The 17884-nt window shown below is 37.6% G+C and carries 14 protein-coding genes and 1 pseudogene; 8 read left to right on the top strand and 7 right to left on the bottom strand.

Translation table 11 applies throughout. From position 1 onward, the window contains the following. The first annotated feature begins 173 nt into the window (after window positions 1-173). The 3 genes from purC (at window position 174) to AACL31_RS12695 (ending at window position 3914) form a co-directional block, all read left to right on the top strand. Window positions 174-887, top strand: a complete 714-nt coding sequence (gene purC, locus AACL31_RS12705; RefSeq protein WP_310511991.1) for a phosphoribosylaminoimidazolesuccinocarboxamide synthase — start codon at window positions 174-176, stop codon at window positions 885-887. Between the two features lie 430 nt (window positions 888-1317). Then, entirely contained in the window at window positions 1318-1455 is a 138-nt protein-coding gene (locus AACL31_RS12700; protein WP_339053198.1) for a neutral zinc metallopeptidase, read from the top strand. A 104-nt stretch (window positions 1456-1559) separates the two neighbouring features. Beyond that, window positions 1560-3914 (top strand): GNAT family N-acetyltransferase, encoded by a 2355-nt coding sequence (locus tag AACL31_RS12695; protein ID WP_339053207.1) that lies wholly within the window; start codon window positions 1560-1562, stop codon window positions 3912-3914. On the opposite strand, the gene AACL31_RS12690 is transcribed toward AACL31_RS12695, so the two are convergent. Further along, window positions 3895-4089 (bottom strand): YpfN family protein, encoded by a 195-nt coding sequence (locus AACL31_RS12690; RefSeq protein ID WP_032114903.1) that lies wholly within the window; start codon window positions 4087-4089, stop codon window positions 3895-3897. The genes AACL31_RS12695 and AACL31_RS12690 overlap by 20 nt on opposite strands. 79 nt (window positions 4090-4168) lie before the next feature. On the opposite strand from AACL31_RS12690, the gene AACL31_RS12685 reads away from it, so the two are divergent. After that, window positions 4169-4546: a DUF454 family protein gene (locus AACL31_RS12685; RefSeq protein ID WP_032114904.1), complete on the top strand. Its 378-nt coding sequence runs from the start codon at window positions 4169-4171 to the stop codon at window positions 4544-4546. Window positions 4547-4597: 51 nt separating this feature from the next. On the opposite strand, the gene dapE is transcribed toward AACL31_RS12685, so the two are convergent. The 3 genes from dapE to AACL31_RS12670 form a co-directional block, all read right to left on the bottom strand. Continuing rightward, window positions 4598-5728 (bottom strand): succinyl-diaminopimelate desuccinylase, encoded by a 1131-nt coding sequence (gene dapE / locus AACL31_RS12680; protein WP_310511988.1) that lies wholly within the window; start codon window positions 5726-5728, stop codon window positions 4598-4600. A gap of 2 nt (window positions 5729-5730) precedes the next feature. Beyond that, entirely contained in the window at window positions 5731-6105 is a 375-nt protein-coding gene (locus AACL31_RS12675) for an ArsC family reductase (protein ID WP_032114906.1), read from the bottom strand. Window positions 6106-6365: 260 nt separating this feature from the next. After that, window positions 6366-6986, bottom strand: a complete 621-nt coding sequence (locus AACL31_RS12670) for a response regulator (RefSeq protein WP_339053206.1) — start codon at window positions 6984-6986, stop codon at window positions 6366-6368. Between the two features lie 401 nt (window positions 6987-7387). On the opposite strand from AACL31_RS12670, the gene AACL31_RS12665 reads away from it, so the two are divergent. Together AACL31_RS12665 and AACL31_RS12660 are read left to right on the top strand one after the other, a co-directional pair. Next, complete coding sequence (locus tag AACL31_RS12665) at window positions 7388-9667, top strand: NADP-dependent malic enzyme (RefSeq protein WP_310511987.1); 2280 nt, start codon at window positions 7388-7390, stop codon at window positions 9665-9667. Window positions 9668-9947: 280 nt separating this feature from the next. Then, window positions 9948-12040, top strand: a pseudogene (locus AACL31_RS12660) (S9 family peptidase). Window positions 12041-12111: 71 nt separating this feature from the next. Here AACL31_RS12660 and xseA read toward each other — a convergent pair. From xseA to AACL31_RS12645, 3 genes are all read right to left on the bottom strand, one after another. Beyond that, complete coding sequence (xseA, locus tag AACL31_RS12655; RefSeq protein WP_310511986.1) at window positions 12112-13461, bottom strand: exodeoxyribonuclease VII large subunit; 1350 nt, start codon at window positions 13459-13461, stop codon at window positions 12112-12114. Between the two features lie 74 nt (window positions 13462-13535). Beyond that, a complete protein-coding gene (locus AACL31_RS12650) occupies window positions 13536-14024 on the bottom strand; it encodes a hypothetical protein (RefSeq protein ID WP_310511985.1) in 489 nt (162 codons plus the stop codon). Window positions 14025-14030: 6 nt separating this feature from the next. Further along, on the bottom strand, window positions 14031-14366 hold the full coding sequence (locus tag AACL31_RS12645) for a hypothetical protein (RefSeq protein ID WP_310511984.1): 336 nt from the start codon (window positions 14364-14366) through the stop codon (window positions 14031-14033). A 320-nt stretch (window positions 14367-14686) separates the two neighbouring features. On the opposite strand from AACL31_RS12645, the gene guaB reads away from it, so the two are divergent. Continuing rightward, complete coding sequence (gene guaB, locus AACL31_RS12640) at window positions 14687-16150, top strand: IMP dehydrogenase (protein ID WP_310511983.1); 1464 nt, start codon at window positions 14687-14689, stop codon at window positions 16148-16150. A 64-nt stretch (window positions 16151-16214) separates the two neighbouring features. After that, window positions 16215-17792 (top strand): glutamine-hydrolyzing GMP synthase, encoded by a 1578-nt coding sequence (gene guaA / locus AACL31_RS12635; RefSeq protein ID WP_310511982.1) that lies wholly within the window; start codon window positions 16215-16217, stop codon window positions 17790-17792. Window positions 17793-17884 lie beyond the last annotated feature (92 nt).

Raw genomic sequence — 17884 nt, 5'->3', positions numbered from 1 at the left:
GCTCGATCAGTTTTTAGGATAATTAAAATGTTTCCAGTAAAGTAATTTAATTAACATAAATAACCGCTAATCTGTTATTCTCCTTTTCCTAACAAAGTAAACGTTTGCGTCTTGCGTTAAAGCCATATTTAAGCGTTTTTTTATTAAAATGATCAAATTTCGGAGTAAATAAAATGCAGAAAAAAGCTGAGTTGTATCGTGGAAAAGCGAAAACCGTATATTTTACGAATGATCCTAATTTATTAGTATTAGAATTCCGCAATGATACATCGGCATTAGATGGTGAACGTATAGAACAGTTTGAACGTAAGGGAATGATAAATAATAAATTTAATCATTTCATTATGCAAAAACTGGAGCAAGCCGGCATTCCAACCCAAATGGAACGATTACTGTCAGATACTGAATCATTAGTAAAAAAATTAACCATGATCCCGGTTGAATGCGTTATTCGTAATCGAGCAGCTGGTTCTTTAGTTAAACGGCTTGGTATCGAAGAGGGTACGTTGCTTGAGCCACCTATCTTTGATCTGTTTTTGAAAAATGATGCACAGCATGATCCCATGATTAATGAATCTTACTGTGAAACTTTTGGTTGGGTTAGTAGAGCGCATCTAAGCGAAATGAAACGATTAAGTTATAAAGCGAACGAAGTATTGAATGCGCTTTTTGATAAAGCGGAGTTAATTTTGGTCGATTTTAAACTGGAGTTTGGTTTATTTAATGGTCAAGTTGTTTTGGGTGATGAATTTTCGCCAGATGGCAGTCGCTTATGGGATAAAAAAACCAAGGATAAATTAGATAAAGATCGTTTTCGCCAGAGTCTAGGAGGATTAATTGAAGCTTATGAAGAGGTTGCTAAGCGCATAGGTGTTTGCTTAGATTAAAAAATTTTTTTGTTAGCAAAAGATGTTGAGTAAAGATTGGCTTAGAAAAACTTTATTTTATTGTCATTAGTTATTAATTTACTTTTATTAAAGCATACCTAAGAATAGTTAATTATGTATACAATAGTTATGAAAAAAATCACTTTAACCTATTTGGCTATGATATCGATTGGTTACAATATGATGGCCGTTACAGGAGTGATTATACAGATAATCAATAGAGTCGTAGTATTAATATTTACTGCTTCGCTGTGACCTGCCAGCGATTTTTGCTAGTTTTTTCTTATAACTATTTTTTTATTTAATCAGTAGCATTGAAATGAATTTATTAAATTTTATCACCACTGTGAGTTAATAATTACACAAGAAGACGATGATTCGCTATAATCCCATCAAGGGCTAATTATTCATGTCATATTGGGAGATTATTATGCGCTGGCGGGATCATCGCAAGAGCGATAATATTGAAGACAGACGGAATCAATCGGGTAGAATGGGATCACCTTTTGGTGGCGGTGGTATGCGATTGCCGTTACGTGGGAAAAGTGGTTTATTCATGTTAGCATAATTTTAGCGGCTAATAGGCTCTATTATTTATTTTGATCAGTCATGATTTATTGATAGGATAAATTAATTATATATTTTTATTGGTAAATAATTTTATGGGTAATTTTGATCCAACATTACTTAATTTTATTAGTGTTGGCCGGCTTAGGAATAATTAGTCATAACATGACGGTGGCATTGGCAATGCTATTTTTGTTAGTTGTTCGCATTACGCCGCTTAATAATTTTTTCCCTTGGGTTGAAAAATATGGCTTAACCATCGGTATTTTGATTTTAACTATTGGTGTAATGGCCCCTATCGCCAGTGGCAAGATCTCGCCACAAGATGTTATTAACTCTTTTTTTAACTGGAAATCGTTATTGGCGATTGTGATTGGCATTTTGGTCTCTTGGCTTGGCAGTAGAGGCGTCTCTTTGATGTCTAATCAACCGTCAACAGTTGCCGGATTATTGGTTGGTACAGTGATAGGCGTTGCTGTTTTCCGTGGTGTTCCAGTTGGTCCATTAATAGCAGCAGGTCTTCTCTCGTTACTAATTGCACTTAGGCAGGGAATAATTGGCGATTGGCCAACCATTTCACCACATTGGCCTGATGCTATACCACCACAAAATGCGGTGTCACTATTAGGACAAGAGTTCTTACATGGCGTTTTTGATGCCACTAAGGGTTTTCATACTGAAGCATTGCTGATGTTGGCAGGGACATTAAAAGCGGGTAGTTATCTCATTCTTTGCCTGCCTGAGTGGGGGACTTGGTCTCAACAGCCGGATCAAGATAGTCAACGCTGGAATGAAGTGGCGTCGACAATAGCAGTGCCAAATTTTGTCTGTTGGTTAAAGTATCATCTACAACATGATGCTAATGTTTTGCTGTGGTGTGAAGGTAAACCTTTTACCACTGATAAGCTACCACAATTAACTGCCTGGTATCAGCCGAATGGACAACCAACGATTGAACAACAAAAAATTTTGCAGCGCCTGCTGGCTGGTAAGGTGGGAGTTTGGGCATTAGTTGCCCCGCGTGGCCGTGGAAAATCTGCGTTAGCAGGTATGTTAATTGAACGTTGGCAGGGGGAATGTTGGGTTTGTGCGCCGGCAAAATCAGTGTCAATGGTATTAACACACTATACCGACAAAAAAATTCGCTATTGGTCAATTGACCATTTATTGGCTGATTGTCGATTACAAAAACCACGCAAGGTTGATTGGTTAATTATTGATGAAGCGGCGATGATCCCGATTGCGCAACTAAATCAATTAACGCACTATTTCCCACGTTTACTCTTTACTACCACTGTTGATGGCTATGAAGGTACAGGGCGCGGATTTTTGCTAAAACTTTGTGCGCAATTAGCTCAATGTCACATTCTAACTTTAACCACGCCGATCCGCTGGGCATCAAATGATCCGTTGGAGAATTGGTTAAATAATAGCTTGTTATTAAAAGAATATTTACCAAAATCAACAACGCTAGCTAAATTAAATAACCATCACATGGCGTTGTTACCTATTTCGCAGTCTTTATTAATTGAAAAACCAAAATTATTATCAGCAATATATGGTTTGCTGACTAATGCACATTATCGTACCTCACCGCTTGATTTAAGACGATTATTGGATGCGCAAGGGATGCATTTATTGATTGCACAGCAAAAGGAAAATTTGTTAGCTGTGTTATGGTTAGTGGATGAAGGTGGATTATCTGCGTCGCTTGCCCATGAGGTATGGGCTGGACGGCGTCGACCTAGAGGTAATTTAGTTGCTCAATCTTTAGCAGCACATAGCTATTTTCCGCAAGCGGCACAAATGAATTCTCAGCGAATCAGCCGTATAACCGTTGCTGCAGCTTTTCGTCGTCAGGGAGTGGCAACAAAATTACTCAGTTTTTATAAGCAGCAGGCGATGGAAGAGGGGAAAGATTTTCTTTCTGTCAGCTTTGGCTATTGTGAGCAGTTGCAGTCATTATGGCAGCAAAATGGTTTTCATTTGGTCAGAGTTGGCAGCCGTAAAGAAGCGACCAGTGGATATTATACCGCTATGGCGGTATTGCCTTTATCAACAGCGGCTAAACAATTGGTGTCACGGGCGCAATATTTGTTAAAGCGAGACGCTTTTTATATCAATCAGCTAACCGGTTTAGCACTAACAGCAATTAGCGATGATCAATTAAATGATGAAGATTGGCAGGTTTTGGCAGGTTTTGCTTATGGTAATAGAAGTTTTTCAGCTAGCTATCCAGCAATCCGACGGTTATTAATGCAGTCGTCACTGGTTTTAACAGCGACTAGAATTCACTGTGAACATAATTTATCTATTGAGATATGCTGTCAGCAGTTAAAATTGACAGGTCAAAAAATGTGGTTAAAACAGGTACGCAACGATATTGCTGCGGCATTATCAGAATTGGACTGGCAGCGAGCAGAAAAACTTAAATCATGGGTTAATGCTTCTTTTGCTTAGGCCAGTCATCTTCATCATCCCATTTGTCGTTAAAATCACGGTGAGGAGGAAGTTTGGGTTTGTTATCTAAAAAACGTTTAGGATCGATTTTTTGCATCTGTTTGACGGCACTCCAAATGATACCAATCAGAAGCAAAATAATAATAATCCACCAGTAATCAGTTATCCAATGCATAGCTGTTTTTCCAGTAGCAAATGTAGTAAATAAAGTATACTCTTTTTTCCTTTATCGTATAACTATTATAGATTTAAGTATGCGTTTACAACGAATTTTACTCATTATTGTCGGCTGGTTTAGTATTATCTTAGCGATATTGGGTATACTTTTGCCATTATTACCCACTACCCCTTTTTTGTTATTAGCCGCCTGGTGTTTTTCTCGCTCATCACCACGTTTTCATTACTGGTTACTTCATAACTCATGGTTTGGTAAATATATTCGTCATTGGCAACAACATAAAGCGCTGCCTAAAGGGGTTAAAATTAAGATAATTGTTATTATTTTATTTAGTTTTATTTTTTCGCTTTGGTTTGTAGAAAGTTGGTGGATCAGGGGAACACTCCTCATTATCTTAGCGATATTGCTAGCTTATCTATTAAGGTTGCCACAAATCGATGGGGAAAAAAATTAACCCAATTTATTATTTAGCTAATGATATAGCTAGTGAATTTAAATTTTGGGTTCATAATAATATTTTTTGCATAATTTCCTGATAAACGAGACTTAATTTCTGAAGATCAGCAACACTAACACATTCATCAACTTTATGAATGGTTGCATTTAAAGGGCCTAATTCAACAATTTGTGCCCCCATTTTAGCAATAAAGCGGCCATCTGATGTTCCTCCATCAGTTGATAACTGAGGTTGATAGCCGCAATATTGTTCTATCACCTGGCTGACAATATTAATTAATTTACCTTTTTCTGTTAAAAATGGATGGCCGGATAATGACCACTCAATTTTATAATCGAATTGATATTTTTCTAGTATTGCTTCAACTTGGTGGCGAATTTGTTGCTCGGTGAGTTCGTTGCTAAAGCGAAAATTGAATTGTATGACTAACTGGCCAGGAATAATATTGTTACTACCAGTACCAGCATGAATATTGGAAATCTGCATGCTGGTGGAAGGAAAATAAGCATTGCCTGCATCCCATTTTTTATTAACTAGTTCATGTAAAAAAGCTAATGAACTATGTATTGGATTATTGGCTAAATGGGGGTAAGCAATGTGCCCTTGCGTTCCTTCGATGGTGAGTTTGGCGGTGAGTGATCCTCGACGACCATTTTTGATAATATCACCAATTTTAATCTGGCTAGATGGTTCACCAGCTATGCAATAATCAATTTGTTCATTGCGTATCATTAATTCATCAACCACTTTTACCGTTCCGTTAGTGGCTTTAGCCTCTTCGTCAGAGGTAATTAAGAAGGCCAATCGGCCAGAATGGTTGGGAAAATCGCTAATAAATCTTTCGGCGGCAATAATCATTGCCGCAAGGGAACCTTTCATATCGGCTGCTCCTCGGCCATAGAGCAGTCCGTTATTTAATGTTGGTGTAAAGGGAGGATAACGCCAATTGTCAGTTGCACCTGGCGGAACAACATCGGTATGTCCAGCAAAAGCTAGCGTTTCACCTTGTTCGCCATGATATGCCCATAGATTGGTGGTATCGTCAAAGGGCATGACTTCAATTGAAAAACCAAGTTTTTTCAATCGATTAATTAAAATTGTTTGACAGCCATTATCATCGGGGCTAACAGAAGGTTGTTGAACAAGTTGTTGCGCAAGCTTAAGAACAGGACAAATCATAGTTAGCCTCTGTGATGAATAAATTGTTGGTATTGGTCTATAGAAAAACCGAGTAGATAATGGTTACCAGTAGTTGTTAATAATGGGCGTTTAATAATTGCTGGATATTTTAACATTAACTCTTTAGCACTAGCGACATCAATAATATTCGCTTTTTGCTCATCGGACAATTTTTTCCAGGTTGTACCACGTTTATTGATCAAGGCTTCCCAGCCTAAGTATTGAATAAAAATTTCGAGTAATTCAATTGATATCCCATCCGTGCGATAATCATGGAATTGATAGATTATATGATGATTATCCAGCCACTGACGTGCCTTTTTAATAGTATCACAATTTTTTATACCATAAAGTATGTAACTTGCTGAAGTTGACATCATAATTTCCTTTTTTGATATGTAGCAAAGATCTCTATAATGCTGCAAAATGCGATAATAATCTATATAAGGCTACTATTAAGTAGAATACTTATTAAATTTATTAGAAATCGATTATAAAAAAATTCAATAAAATATATTCTACATCACATAAAATGATGTGTTAATTAAGCAATGCATATAAATATACTATGTGTTAGATGATGATGTTTTAATAAATCATTTCTTCATCCTTTAATGATATTTTATCTATGTTAAGTTTATTTAGCGCGCATATAAACTAGGTTGGCTTCCAAGTGAGAACGCACATTAAGTTTTTTTAGCAAATTACGAATATGTACTTTGACTGTTTCTTCAAAAATAAAAAGAGATTTAGATATTTCTCTATTTTTTAATCCATTAGCAATTTCACGTAATACTTCAAATTCACGTTTTGTTAATGAAGAAAGTGGATCTTGATATTGATGACGATTATTTAAATACTGATGAATTTGATTGCTAAAAACGGGTAAACCATTTGCGGCGCTTTTCAGGCTATTAAGTAACATATCTAATTCGCAATTTTTTAATAAATAACCATTAGCACCAGCATCGATAGCATTATAAACATCAATTCTATTAGCAGAAAAAGAAAGAATTAATATATAAGATTTAATCCCCTCTTTTCTAATTTGACGAATAACTTCAGGACCATACATGTTAGATATATTAATATCCATCATAATAATATCTGGCTTTAATTGATTGGCTATATTAATAACATCAACGCCATTACTTACTTCTCCGGCGACACTAAATTCATCTGCAGCTTTAATGAGTTGTTTTAAACTATGACGTATTAGGGGATGTTCATCAACCAACATTATTGAATGATTAGACATAGTATATTCCTTTTTAAATGCCTGTAGAAATAAATGGGTTTTTACAACTGATTTTAATTATTAGTCTTTAAAGTTTTTTGAAAAAATAAAACATTGCAAGAATATAAGAAAAACAATATTAATGAAATAACCAAAAGGTAATTATCTTAAATAAAAAACACATTGAATTTTATAATTTTAAATTCAATAGTCTTAAATTTTATGATTATAAAAAAATTAATAATATAAAGGTCACCAGTTTTATATTTTAATTTCAATATTATTTGGTTATATTGATTTCGTTGATAGAATGTTCAAGTTTAGCTAGTTTCTGCCGAAATTGTTGTATATGTCATGATTTCATTGATAGAGATTACTATAATGGGGATGTTTTTCTAATAAAAATTCTCTAAGGACACACAATGGATGAAAAATTAAAACAAAGTGCGCTAGATTTTCATGAGTTTCCCCAACCAGGTAAAATTGAAGTTACACCGACTAAGCCATTAACGGCACAACGAGATCTGGCCCTCGCATATTCTCCCGGTGTTGCTTATCCTTGTCTTGAAATCGCAGCTGATCCTTTGACCGCTTACAAATATACAGCTAAGGCTAATTTAGTGGCCGTAGTTTCTAATGGTACCGCAGTGTTAGGACTGGGAAATATTGGCGCTTTGGCTGGTAAACCGGTTATGGAAGGAAAAGGTGTTTTATTTAAAAAATTTTCCGGCATTGATGTATTTGATATTGAAATAGACGAATCTAACCCGGATAAACTGATCGATGTTATTGCCGCATTGGAGCCAACTTTTGGCGGAATCAATTTGGAAGATATTAAAGCACCAGAATGTTTCTATATTGAGAAAAAACTGCGTGAAAAAATGCAAATCCCTGTTTTCCATGATGATCAGCATGGTACTGCCATTATTTCAACCGCCACAATATTGAATGGTTTACGCATTGTTAATAAAAAAATTGACCAGGTTCGCTTAGTTGTTTCAGGTGCAGGTGCTGCTTCTATCGCCTGCATGAATTTATTGGTTGCATTAGGTCTTAATCGTAGCAATATTATTGTCTGTGACTCAAAAGGCGTTATTTATCGTGGCCGCGATGAAGTGATGGATGAAACTAAAGCCGCTTATGCAATTGAAGATAATGGTTTACGTACTCTAGCGGATGTTATCCCAGGCGCGGATATTTTCTTAGGCTGCTCAGCGCCGGGTGTGTTGACTGCGGAAATGGTAAAATCGATGGCTAATGCACCGCTTATCTTAGCATTAGCCAACCCGGAACCAGAAATTCTTCCTTCAATAGCAAAAGCAGCACGGCCTGATGCGATTATCTGCACTGGGCGTTCTGACTATCCTAATCAGGTAAACAATGTACTCTGTTTTCCTTTTATCTTTCGCGGCGCGCTGGATGTTGGGGCAACCACGATTAATGAAGAGATGAAACTAGCCTGTGTTCAGGCAATTGCTGATTTGGCATTAGCCGAGCAGAATGACGTTGTTGTCTCCGCTTACAGTGATCAGGAGTTAAAATTTGGTGCTGATTATATTATCCCAAAACCTTTTGATCCGCGCTTAATTGTTAAAATTGCGCCAGCAGTCGCTAAAGCGGCAATGGAATCTGGTGTAGCAACACGACCAATTACAGATTTTGATTCTTATATAGAAAAACTTAATGAGTTTGTCTATAGCACCCACCTATTTATGAAGCCGATTTTTTCTCTGGCCCGCAAAGAAAAAAAACGGATTGTATTAGCGGAAGGTGGGGAAGAACGAATATTGCATGCAACCCAAGAATTAATATCCTTAGGTTTGGCTTATCTGATTTTAATTGGTCGACCCAGTGTGATTGAAAAGCGGATTGAAAAGCTTGGGTTACAAATTAAAATTGGTGAAGATTTTGAGTTGATTAACAATGAAAATGATCCGCGTTTTAAAACCTATTGGCAACAATATTATCAATTAATGAAACGCCATGGTGTTTCGCAGGAAATGGCGCGTAGAGAAGTGATCAATAACCCAACCTTAATTGGTGCGTTGATGATCCGCCAAGGTGAAGCCGATGGCATGATTTGTGGTACTGTTGGTAGTTATAATCAACATTTTACCATTATAAAAAATGTTCTTGGCTTCCGGCAGAATAGTTCAGTAGCGGGTGCAATGAATGCCCTGATGTTGCCAACTGGCAATACTTTTATTGCAGATACCTATGTGAATGATAATCCAACCCCTGAGGAGCTGGCGGAACTTACCTTAATGGCGGCACAGGCGGTAAGGCGTTTTGGTATTGAGCCTAAAGTGGCACTATTATCTCGTTCAAGTTTTGGTTCTTCAGACTGTCCATCAGCACAAAAAATGCGTAAAACATTGGCATTAGTCAAACGTGCCGATCCTGAGTTGGAAATTGATGGGGAAATGCATGGCGATGCAGCATTAGTTGAAAACATTCGGCGAGATATTATGCCGGATAGTACATTAAAAGGATCAGCTAATTTGCTGATTATGCCTAATATGGAAGCTGCGCGTATTAGTTATAACTTACTTCGTGTTACCAGTTCTAATGGCGTCACTGTGGGGCCGGTATTAATGGGAGTAGCAAAACCAGTACATATATTAACACCGATTGTATCGGTACGACGTATCGTTAATATGGTTGCGTTAGCTGCAGCGGAAGCACAAACTCAACCATTGTAGAATAAAATTAACCACAAATTTGGGCCTCTGTTACTCACGACAACAGAGGTTTTTTATATTATGGCAAGATAAAATATAGCAGTTAATTTTGTTGATTAATTGTTTAAATATTTATTTAAAATTGTTGTTTTATCTATTAGTATCATAGGCCTTTATTTATTAATTTTGTGTTATTAAATAACTAAAAATTTGCCAACAGGATGTTCTAATAAATATGCAATTAACTCAGCGCTTTTTCTATCGATATTTGAACATTATACTATTGATATCATTATTAAATATGATTGCGTTTACCAGTTTGGCAGGAGAAAAAATGATAATTCCAATGGCAGAAAAGCAACCACACAAAATGGTTTTACATGGTGATAGCCGCATTGATAATTATTATTGGCTACGTGATGATACGAGAAAAAATAAAAAAGTTATCAAATACTTGACTGATGAAAATCAATATACCAATGCGGTATTAAAGTCTGGCACCGTATTAAGAGAGCAATTATTTGGCGAGATGGTCGCTCGTATGGAGCAGCAAGATCAATCGGTGCCTTATACCTATAATGGTTATATTTATCGTACCCTTTATCAAGAAGGTAAAGATTATCCTGTTTATCAACGTAAACCTGTCAACCAAAATAGTGATTGGCAGATATTAGTTGATGGTAATGAACGTGCTAAGGGACATCAATTTTATACCTTGGGTGGTATTGCTGTTTCTGAAGATAATAATCGTTTGGCAATTGTCGAAGATTTTCAAGGTCGTCGTCAGTTTGAGGTTTCATTTAGACAGTTAGCTAGTAAAAAATGGCAGAATGCAGTAATTAAAAATACCTCTGGTAATATTGTATGGTCTAATGATAATCAAACTCTCTATTATATTCGTAACCACCCACAAACATTATTACCTTATCAAGTATATTGTCATCAATATGGATTAGAGGGGGTTGAAGATAAAAAAGTTTATCAGGAGAATGATGACCGATTTTACTTGAGCATGACAAAAAGTAGCTCAAAAGCGTATATTCTACTAGCAATTAGTAGTACAGAAACATCTGAATATCGATTAATCGATGCTAATAACCCCGCTGAATCACTTAAAATATTTTCCCCTCGCCAAACGGGACGTGAGTACGATTTAGATCATTTTCGTGATAATTTCTATATTCGCTCTAACCATCAATTGGAGCAATTTGGGTTATATGCTACTCAATCAATTGACCAGCCCTGGCAAACAATTATTGCACCGAATAAAGAGACTGATTTAGAAAATTTTGCGCTTTTTAACCGTTGGTTGGTTGTTGAAGAGTGTCATAATGGCTTAGTTAATATTCGACAGATAGATTGGCAGACCAAACAGCAAAAAATAGTTCAATTTGATGAAGCGTATATAGTGCCTGGATTGATTATAATCCAGAGCCTGATAGCGAGACTTTACGTTATGGTTATTCTTCACTAACTACCCCAATATCTGTTATGCAGATAAATATGCTAACTGGACAGCGTGAATTGCTAAAACAACAACAAGTCAATGGATTTGATAAATCACTTTATACCAGTGAACGTATATGGGTTCAGGTAAAAGATGGCACTAAAGTGCCAGTTTCGTTGGTATATCGTAAAGATCGATGGCAAAAAAGCAAAAATCCGATTTTGATTTATGGCTATGGTGCTTATGGTATCAATGTGGATCCGGTTTTTAGTTCACCGCGTTTGAGTTTATTGGATAGGGGATTTGTCTATGCAATAGTGCATGTTCGTGGTGGCGGCGATTTAGGCAAAGCCTGGTATCAACAAGGGAAGGTTGAAAATAAAGCCAATAGTTTTAGTGATTTTATTGATGCAACCAAAATATTGATTGCAAAGGGGTATGGTGATCCCAAACGGGTATATGCAATGGGTGGAAGTGCTGGTGGTTTATTGATGGCGGCAGTAATTAACCAGGCACCGGAACTCTATCGAGGCGTTGTCGCTCAAGTTCCTTTTGTCGATGTTGTGACAACCATGCTTGATCCTTCTATTCCATTAACAACTGGTGAATATGATGAATGGGGTGATCCCGCTGCGCAGGACGCTTATTTTCGACTAAAATCTTACAGTCCCTATGACAATATTAAATCTCAACGTTACCCTAATTTATTGGTTACGACGGGGTTATATGATTCACAAGTCCAATATTGGGAGCCGGCCAAATGGGTGGCTAAACTAAGAGAGTATAAAGTGGGTAATACGGTCTTATTGCTGGAAACAAATATGAAAACCGGCCATGGTGGTAAATCGGGTCGATTTAATCGTCTAAAAGATACAGCATTGGAATATGCTTTTATTTTGATGCTAGATGATAATAAAAAATATCTGCCTGATTTTGATGTTCAATAAATTTTTGTCGCCTTATATGATAATTAATATAAGGCTAATAAATCATATTTATAGATGATAATTTGTTTGGATTAAGCAATTTTATTGATCGATAAGATTTTACTTTCAAGCCAACCATCTTGTAAGCGAGTTTTTAATGTTTCTCCAATATGTATTTGTTGTGTTTTGGTTAAAACCTGTCCATTAGGTGATTCGCTAATACTATAACCACGGGCTAATGTTGCTAATGGACTTACTGCTTCAAGGCGGGAGCAACTGACACTAAATTTTTCACGATATTGGCTTAGTATTTGAGTAATTAATTGTTTTAATTGAAATTGCTGCTGAATATAACGTTGGCGACAATTTTGTAGTTGTGGCCGCGGATCACATAGTATTAAATGTTGTTCAAGGTTATATTGCTGACGATTTATTTGCTGCAAATATTGTTGTGTGGCGTTAACAAGTTTTTGTTGTAATTGGATCAGATAATTGTGTTGGCGCGTTATCCGTAGTTCAGGATGTTGCTGTTGTAATTTATGTTGTAATTGACCAAAGATACGTAGTTTACGCGCCATGAAATAGTCCATCGCCATTTCTAATCGCTGTTTTTGTTCAAGTAACTGACGGAGTAATTCTTGTTGATTGCGACTCACTAATTCTGCCGCAGCTGAGGGTGTTGGGGCTCGTAAATCGGCAACAAAATCAGCAATAGTTACATCGGTTTCATGACCAACCGCTGCAATAATTGGTAACTGACTAGCAAAAATTGCTCTGGCGACCCTTTCATCGTTAAAAGCCCATAAATCTTCCAATGAACCACCACCTCGGCCGACAATTAGGACATCACACTCTCGGCGATGATTGGCCAACTCAATAGCACGAATAATTTGTCGTGGTGCATCTTCTCCTTGCACGGCGGTGGGATAAATAATGACAGGTAATGAAGGATCGCGGCGTTTTAAGATATTTAAAATATCATGTGATGCAGCGCCTGTTGCTGAGGTAATAACCCCCAAGCGTTTGGCTGGCATTGGTAGTGCTTGTTTGTAATGTTGTGCGAATAGTCCTTCAGCTGAAAGTTTCTGTTTCAATATCTCAAATTGTTGTTGTAATAATCCATCACCCGCAGGTTGCATATTTTCGATAATTAATTGGTATTCTCCTCTTGGCTCGTACATGGTAACAGTCGCTCGAACTAACACTTGTTGACCATTTTGTGGTCGAAAATTGACGCAAATATTTTGGCCGCGAAACATCGCAGCACGTAGCTGCGCTTTTTCATCTTTTAAGGTGAAATACCAGTGGCCGGAAGCTGGCTGAGAAAAATTAGAGATTTCTGCATTAAGCCAAATTCTGCCAATTTGAAGTTCAAGTAATTGCCGAACCGATTGATTAAGTTGGCTAACCGAATAAATTCCACTATTTTCTGAAGTTAACATGTTAAGTTAGCTACACCTTGTAAATAAAATTAATGGCTAAATATTAGCAGCGATTATTTCTATTATACATAGAATCAAAATAGAGCGTATAAGTGATTATCCCATTCATGTTGTTCAATATTGGCGGTGTTCATTCGAACAGTTAAATTTCTATTATGGTCAATATATTCAATATAGGTGATAATAAATTCTGTTTTTGGCCAGAATAAGACTTCTTGCTTATCATCTTTTAATAAATCGGAAATATTGGCGCCTACTAGAGGTTCGGTATGCTGGATTTCATATAATACGTTAACCTCGTCATCGGCTAATGCTTGGATTTCTTTAAGGAAAGGCATTACACCATCGGGCTCTTTAGTGGTGCTGAAAAACGAAGTGGATGTATAAGGTCCATTTACTTTTAAGTAGATCATATCTGACAATTTTCTGACCTCACCGCGATAAAGCATAGTGGAGGTAAATTTATTATTGTAATTATCAAGTAGGGATAAATGCATTAGCGCTTGAGTTAGTTGTTTAACTAAAGGATGATGATGATTGAAATTAGTGCCTAGCTTTAGCATATTATTTTAATAAGCATGGCTGCTATATTGATAATCCCGAATAGTATACCAATCGATAAAGCTACATTTTTTATAGGCAGCCGATTGATTGTATTCATTCATTGTTGATACAAAATTAATTTTAGATTTATTTTCAATATAATCTTTATCGTAGAGTGGTGTTAAAAGTGCTAAAGCTTCATCATAAGAGTGTAATGGGTGACTAATATTTTCATTAGTATAGAGTGAATTCAGAAAATAAATATGTTGTTTTTCAATAGTCGAAAGCGGGGAAGAAGCTCTTTGGGTATCGGATTGATAATTAGGTAATGGATTAAAGTTTATTTTATTGATGGAGAACATAACTTTCCTACGTTTAAGCCGTTAACTTTAACCATATTGTAAGGAAGTAATCAATTTTAAAAAGTGACGGGTTAGTCAGAATAAATTAAGCAATGTACCTAATTCATGTAATATTTATTTGCTTTAAAATTAATTAAATAACTCGATTAATAAATAAATTATTTACAAGCATAAATCTAAATTTGATCATAGTAGTATGCGTTTTTGTCAGCTAAAAATGAATTTTAGTGAGAAAGTACTGGAGTCAATAAATTTCGTCATGTATAATATCGCCGCAATATTTTATCTTTTTCCAAATCCTGCCTGGTGAGATATTGCTTATGCTACGTATTAAGAAAGAAGCACTAACATTCGATGATGTATTGTTAGTTCCTGCACACTCAGATGTATTGCCTAATACTGCTGATTTATCAACTCAATTAACTGCCTCGATCCGTTTAAATATTCCTATGCTTTCTGCCGCCATGGATACTGTGACTGAATCAGATTTAGCTATCGCATTAGCCCAAGAGGGCGGAATTGGTTTTATTCATAAAAATATGCCAATTGAGCGTCAAGCAGAAGAAGTTCGCCGCGTTAAAAAGTATGAAAGTGGCATCGTTATCGATCCGGTTACCGTCACACCCGAAACCACAATTCGTGAAGTTTATGAAATGGCTGAGCGTAATGGTTTTGCTGGTTATCCTGTGGTTAATAATAATAAAGAATTGGTTGGTATCATTACTGGCCGTGATATCCGTTTTGTGACGGATTTGGATCAACCGGTTACGGCGGTTATGACAGCTAAACCCCATTTGGTCACGGTCAAAGAGGGTGAATCCCGTGATGTGGTTTTGCAGAAATTGCATGAAAGACGTATTGAAAAAGCATTGGTGGTTGATGATAACTTTCACCTATTTGGTATGATCACAGTAAAAGATTTTCAGAAAGCTGAACGCAAGCCCAATGCGTGTAAAGATGAGCAAGGTCGCTTGAGAGTGGGCGCAGCGGTTGGCGCTGGTGCGAATAATGAACAACGTATTGAGGCATTAGTGGCAGCCGGTGTTGATGTGTTGTTAATTGACTCTTCCCATGGACATTCACAAGGAGTTTTACAACGTATTCGTGAAACGAGAGCAAAATATCCTAATTTGCCGATTATTGGTGGTAATGTTGCCACCGGCGAAGGGGCTAAAGCTTTGGTCGAAGCGGGTGCCAGCGCGGTGAAAGTCGGTATTGGCCCGGGTTCTATCTGTACAACGCGAATTGTCACTGGTGTTGGTGTACCTCAGATCACTGCTATTGCCGATGCCGTTGAGGCGCTGAGAGGCATGAATATACCGATAATTGCCGATGGCGGTATTCGCTTCTCGGGTGATATTGCTAAAGCACTGGCTGCCGGCGCCTCTTGCGTTATGGTTGGCTCAATGCTTGCCGGTACTGAGGAGTCACCAGGTGAAACTATCTTGTTTCAAGGACGCTCTTATAAAGCCTACCGAGGAATGGGATCATTAGGTGCGATGTCGAAAGGCTCTTCCGATCGTTACTTCCAAACCGATAATGCTGCAGATAAATTGGTACCTGAAGGCATCGAAGGACGGGTTGCTTATAAAGGATTTTTGAAGAATATTGTTCATCAGCAAATGGGCGGCCTTCGTTCTTGTATGGGACTGACCGGTTGTGTCACTATTGATGAATTAAGAAGCAAAGCAGAATTTGTGCGTATTAGTGGTGCCGGTATCCAAGAGAGTCATGTACATGATGTTACCATCACCAAAGAATCACCTAATTATCGTTTAGGTTAATTATTTTATTAGCGGTTTTTGCTATAAACCGTCAAATTATTATTTGTTTTGGAATTATCTTTAGATGACAACTGACATTCATCAATACCGAATTTTGATCCTCGATTTTGGTTCACAATACACGCAATTAATTGCTCGTCGTATTCGTGAAATTGGCGTTTATTGCGAACTTTGGGCTTGGGATGTTTCCGAGGCACAGATCCGTGAATTTAATCCTAATGGAATTATTCTTTCTGGCGGGCCGGAGAGTACCACCGAACTAAATAGCCCACGTGCACCGGAATATGTTTTTCAGGCTGGCGTTCCGGTATTAGGTATTTGTTATAGCATGCAAACGATGTCCATCCAATTAGGTGGGCAAGTTGAGGTGTCTGGCGAGCGAGAGTTTGGTTATGCCCAGGTGTCCATTCAACAATCCTGTGAACTATTTCGCGATATTTATGACAGCTTAGGTGCAGATGGTAAACCACTGCTAGATGTCTGGATGAGTCATGGCGATAAAGTGACGGCAATTCCAGCTGATTTTAAAGTTATCGCCAGTACCGATAGCTGCCCATTTGCCATTATGGCTAATGAAGAAAAACGTTTCTATGGTGTTCAGTTTCATCCTGAAGTGACTCACACTCATCAAGGAGCAGCTATTCTACAGCGTTTTGTATTAGATATTTGCCGCTGTGAAGCTCGTTGGACGGCGGCGGCGATTGTTGAAGATACGGTACAGCGCTTGAAGGCTCAGATTGGTGATGATCAGGTTATTCTGGCATTATCAGGCGGTGTTGATTCATCGGTTACTGCGTTATTACTCAATCGTGCTATTGGTAAGCAGCTCACTTGTGTGTTTGTTGATAATGGTTTGTTACGCTTAAATGAAGCGCAGCAAGTTATGGCCATGTTTGCCGGTAAATTTGATCTTAATATTATTCATGTGGCCGCAGAAGAGCGCTTTCTTAGCGCATTGGCAGGGATTGATGAGCCAGAATTAAAACGTAAAGCGATCGGCCGCGTTTTTATTGAAGTATTTGATGAGCAAGCGGCGAAACAAACGCAAGTAAAATGGTTGGCTCAGGGTACTATTTATCCGGACGTAATCGAATCTGCCGCTTCAGCAACTGGCAAAGCGCATGTCATTAAATCTCACCATAACGTGGGTGGCTTACCAGCAGAAATGAAACTGGGATTAGTTGAGCCATTAAAAGAGTTATTTAAAGATGAGGTGCGTAAAGTAGGCCTGGAGTTAGGACTTCCTTATGACATGTTATACCGTCACCCATTTCCTGGCCCAGGCTTAGGTGTGCGGGTACTTGGTGAGGTGAAGAAAGCCTATTGTGATCTGTTACGTCAGGCAGATGCCATTTTCATTGAAGAATTACATAAAGCTGATCTTTATCATAAAGTCAGCCAAGCTTTCACTGTTTTCCTGCCGGTACGCTCTGTTGGCGTAATGGGAGATGGCCGAAAATATGACTGGGTTGTGTCATTGCGCGCGGTTGAAACTATTGATTTCATGACTGCCCATTGGGCCCATTTGCCCTATGATTTTCTTGGCCGGGTGTCAAATAGAATTATCAATGAAGTGGCCGGCATCTCTCGAGTAGTTTACGATATTAGCGGCAAACCACCAGCGACGATTGAGTGGGAATGATTACACCTAGTAATTGTTGTCATGAATCAGTAACAAATTATAATTAACACCATGTTTTTTATGGAAAATATATATTTTATCTTTAATTTGTT

Source organism: Arsenophonus endosymbiont of Crataerina pallida, assembly GCF_964020125.1.
GTDB classification, from domain to species: domain Bacteria; phylum Pseudomonadota; class Gammaproteobacteria; order Enterobacterales; family Enterobacteriaceae; genus Arsenophonus; species Arsenophonus nilaparvatae.
This window is presented reverse-complemented; position numbering and strand designations above follow the sequence as displayed.

Coding starts and splice junctions, on each gene's coding strand:
- purC (WP_310511991.1), top strand. CDS start 174: ATGCAGAAAAAAGCTGAGTTGTATCGTGGAAAAGCGAAAACCGTATAT.
- AACL31_RS12700 (WP_339053198.1), top strand. CDS start 1,318: ATGCGCTGGCGGGATCATCGCAAGAGCGATAATATTGAAGACAGACGG.
- AACL31_RS12690 (WP_032114903.1), bottom strand. CDS start 4,089: ATGCATTGGATAACTGATTACTGGTGGATTATTATTATTTTGCTTCTG.
- AACL31_RS12685 (WP_032114904.1), top strand. CDS start 4,169: ATGCGTTTACAACGAATTTTACTCATTATTGTCGGCTGGTTTAGTATT.
- dapE (WP_310511988.1), bottom strand. CDS start 5,728: ATGATTTGTCCTGTTCTTAAGCTTGCGCAACAACTTGTTCAACAACCT.
- AACL31_RS12675 (WP_032114906.1), bottom strand. CDS start 6,105: ATGTCAACTTCAGCAAGTTACATACTTTATGGTATAAAAAATTGTGAT.
- AACL31_RS12670 (WP_339053206.1), bottom strand. CDS start 6,986: ATGTCTAATCATTCAATAATGTTGGTTGATGAACATCCCCTAATACGT.
- AACL31_RS12665 (WP_310511987.1), top strand. CDS start 7,388: ATGGATGAAAAATTAAAACAAAGTGCGCTAGATTTTCATGAGTTTCCC.
- xseA (WP_310511986.1), bottom strand. CDS start 13,461: ATGTTAACTTCAGAAAATAGTGGAATTTATTCGGTTAGCCAACTTAAT.
- AACL31_RS12650 (WP_310511985.1), bottom strand. CDS start 14,024: ATGCTAAAGCTAGGCACTAATTTCAATCATCATCATCCTTTAGTTAAA.
- AACL31_RS12645 (WP_310511984.1), bottom strand. CDS start 14,366: ATGTTCTCCATCAATAAAATAAACTTTAATCCATTACCTAATTATCAA.
- guaB (WP_310511983.1), top strand. CDS start 14,687: ATGCTACGTATTAAGAAAGAAGCACTAACATTCGATGATGTATTGTTA.
- guaA (WP_310511982.1), top strand. CDS start 16,215: ATGACAACTGACATTCATCAATACCGAATTTTGATCCTCGATTTTGGT.